The 3,046-nt window shown below is 70.9% G+C and carries 4 protein-coding genes and 1 pseudogene; all 5 read left to right on the forward strand.

Annotation, left to right across the window (positions count from 1 at the left end; translation table 11 throughout):
* Window positions 1-344, forward strand: a pseudogene (locus tag BHU15_RS40995) (hypothetical protein); the annotation flags it as partial.
* Complete coding sequence (locus tag BHU15_RS37260; RefSeq protein WP_069631116.1) at window positions 341-532, forward strand: hypothetical protein; 192 nt, start codon at window positions 341-343, stop codon at window positions 530-532. The pseudogene BHU15_RS40995 and the gene BHU15_RS37260, both read left to right, overlap by 4 nt.
* Before the next feature lie 30 nt (window positions 533-562).
* Window positions 563-799 carry a hypothetical protein gene (locus tag BHU15_RS37265; RefSeq protein WP_069631118.1) on the forward strand — a complete coding sequence of 79 codons (237 nt, stop codon included), beginning with the start codon at window positions 563-565 and terminating at the stop codon, window positions 797-799.
* Window positions 800-1,110: 311 nt separating this feature from the next.
* On the forward strand, window positions 1,111-1,467 hold the full coding sequence (locus BHU15_RS37270) for a plasmid mobilization protein (protein WP_171908532.1): 357 nt from the start codon (window positions 1,111-1,113) through the stop codon (window positions 1,465-1,467).
* Window positions 1,464-3,046 (forward strand): relaxase/mobilization nuclease domain-containing protein (locus tag BHU15_RS37275; RefSeq protein ID WP_069631117.1); only part of this gene is annotated, 1,583 nt, incomplete at its 3' end. The genes BHU15_RS37270 and BHU15_RS37275, both read left to right, overlap by 4 nt.

Consider the following 3,046-nt stretch of genomic DNA (forward strand, 5'->3'; position numbering starts at 1 on the left):
CCGGGACCAGCTCGGGGACCGGGCGTGGCGGGGACCGGAGCCGTTCGGTCCCCGCGCGGCGGAAGCCAAAGGCGAAAGGCAAGCGGAAGCGGTCCCGTGCCCAGCAGGCGAAGGGTGCGTCGAGGGGGTCGGCGCAGTCGGTGGAGGAACTCGTCACGAGGGTTCGGCCGCATGTTCCGGCGCTGCTGGGGCGGGACGGCAACGAGACCGTCAGCCGGGTTCAGCTGCGGGAAATCCTCCGCCAGGAGGGGCTGAGGGGTGGCCGGAACGACCGCCTGGGCCTGGTCCTGCAACAGCTGCGCACCGAGACCACCACCAACACCACTACAAGGAGCAGCCGATGAAGACATGTCACCGCTTCCGTCGCATCAAGACCGGGTTCGAGCGCGAGATCGGCTTCTCCCAGGCCCACGCCGAGCGGCACGCCGGCCGTCCGGCGGCGAAGGCCAGCGCGAAGTACGCGATATCGACCAAGCATCGGATGGCCCAGGCCCTCAACCGGCACATCAGCCACTGCCCCGAATGCGGCTGACACCCGCCCACACCCACCCAGGAGGACATGATGTTCCCCCGGCCTCCGCGTTCGTACGCACCTACAGCAGAAGAAGCCGCCGCCTGGGCCGACACCCTGGTCCGGCACCGGCTCCTGCACGCCGCCGTGAGCCTCCCGACCGGCCAGTGGTTCGTTCAGAAGACGCCCGGAGCGCCGGTACGCGTCCTCGGCGGGCCGGCCGAGTTGCTCGAACTCGCCGCCCACATCCAGCACCACACGCGCACGAAGAGGAACCGCATCCGATGACAGACGAGCAGAACACACCCGCCCACCAGCCGGTTGGGAAGGACACCAACTCGGCTTCAGGCGGAGCAAGTTATCGCGTGAGCATTGCTGCCGATGGCAGCAATGCTCACGCGTCTCCCGCCCCAGGCGTGGCGGGAGACGGCCGGCGCCAGGAGGCGCCGACCGGTTCGGTGGGGGCCGAGGGCGGCCTCCATCCGGAACAACAGGAGGAGCAGCACGAGTGCCGTCGTTCGTCGTGTGAGCACCCTTGCGCCGTACCGTTGAAGCCGCGTGTGAAGCAGCGTGAGCGTCTGCGTGACGACGACAAGCGCATGCACCAACCGAGCTGCCGCATGAACGACACCGAGTACCAGCGTCTCGCCCGTGGCGCTGCCGCCTGCGGTATGAGCATCGCCGCGTTCCTCGCCCGCGCCGGCCTCAACGCCGCCCGAGATCTCGACCGGACCGCCGCCGAGGTGGCCGGTGAACGCGAAATGGTGAACGAGCTGTTCGCGCTGCGCCGGCATCTCGGCCAGATCGGCAACAACCTCAACCAGGTCGCCAAGGCCGCCAACTCCGGCGCCGACGCACTCCACGCCACCGCTGTTCTCGACGCCGTCGAACGCGCCGCCCAGCGAGTGGACGCCTTCACCCAGCACTACCTCGGCAACGAGAACCGGTCCGGATGATTCCCCGTGTCCACAAGCGGGGCAGCCGCACCGTCGGCCTGGTCTTCTACCTGTATGAGCCCGGCAGGTGCGAGGAGCACACCGACCCCCACCTCGTCGCGGCCTGGGACGCCTTCGCCCCCGACCCCGGCCGCCACCCCGACGCCACCTACGCCGACCTCGCACAACTCCTCGACCAGCCCGTCGACGCCCTGACCCCCTCACGCCGCCCCGACCAGCACGTTTGGCACCTGTCCGTACGCGCGGCTCCCGAAGACCCGCACTTGACGGACGAGCAGTGGGCCGACATCGCCCGCCGCATGGTCGCCGCCACCGGCATCGACCCCACCGGCGACGACACCGCATGCCGGTGGGCCGCGGTGCGTCACGCGGACGACCACATCCACATCATCGCCACCCTCGTCCGCGAAGACGGCCGCAGACCACGACTGAACAACGACGCCGCCCGCGCCCAGGCCGAAGCACGCCTCCTCGAAGCCGACTACGGCCTGCGGCAGCTCAACCCCGGCGACGGCACCGCCGCCAAACGCCCCACCAGCGCCGAGCGCCACAAAGCCGAACGCGAGAACCGGCCTCAGACCCCGCGCGAGGAACTACGAGAAACCGTCCGCCACGCAGCAGCCGGCACCCTGAACGAGACCGAGTTCTTCGACCGCCTGACCGCCGCCGGTCTCGTGGTCCGCCAGCGTGTCGCGCCCTCCGGCGACCTCCTCGGCTACAAAGTCGCCCTGCCCGACGACCGCAACCACGACCGCGAACCCGTCTACTACGCCGGCTCCACCCTCGCCCCCGACCTCTCCCTCCCCAGGATCCGCAAACGCTGGACCACCAGCGGTCCAGAGGCGGAACCTGCACGGGCCGACGCCTCTACAGGCTCCCGGTGGCCGGGGCCGGCGGGCGCAAGGCGGCGGGCTGCGACCGCCATGTGGCAGGCGCTGCTGGTCATCGACCACGACACCGACGAGCAGATCGCCTCCCGCATCGCCGGAGCGGGGGAAGTCCTGGACGCGCTCGCCACCACCTCCGCCGCCCCCACCAGAAACGAACTGCGGCAGGCGGCCTTCCTGTTCGAGCGCGCCACCCGCTCCCACACCCAAGCCGAACGCGGACACGGCCGGGCGCTCCGCCAGGCCGCACGCGACCTCGTCCGCAACGGACCGGTCCCCGGGCACGGGGAGGACGGCGCGACCACGGCCATGGTGATCGACATGGCGTTCTTCCTCATCACCGCCGCCGCCCACTGGCACGCCCGCAAGAACCACGCCCAGCAGGCCGCCGCAGCCCGCCAGAGCGCCGAACACCTGCGCACCGCCTACCAGGCCGCCGCCCAGCACCCGATGGCTGTACTCCACCAACGCGGCCAACGCCTCACCCAGCCCCGGCTACAGCGACAGACCGCGCACCTACGCAGGGCGGTGCCGGAGCTGGCCGAACAGATCCTGGCCGAACCCGGCTGGCCCGCCCTCGCCGCCACCCTCACCGACGCCGAAGCAGCCGGACACGACCCGGCCACGCTGCTCGCCGAAGCCACCAGGCGCCGGGAGCTTCACACCGCAGACTCCGTCAGCGACGTACTCGT

The sequence above is a fragment of the Streptomyces niveus genome, from assembly GCF_001723055.1.
GTDB classification, from domain to species: domain Bacteria; phylum Actinomycetota; class Actinomycetes; order Streptomycetales; family Streptomycetaceae; genus Streptomyces; species Streptomyces niveus.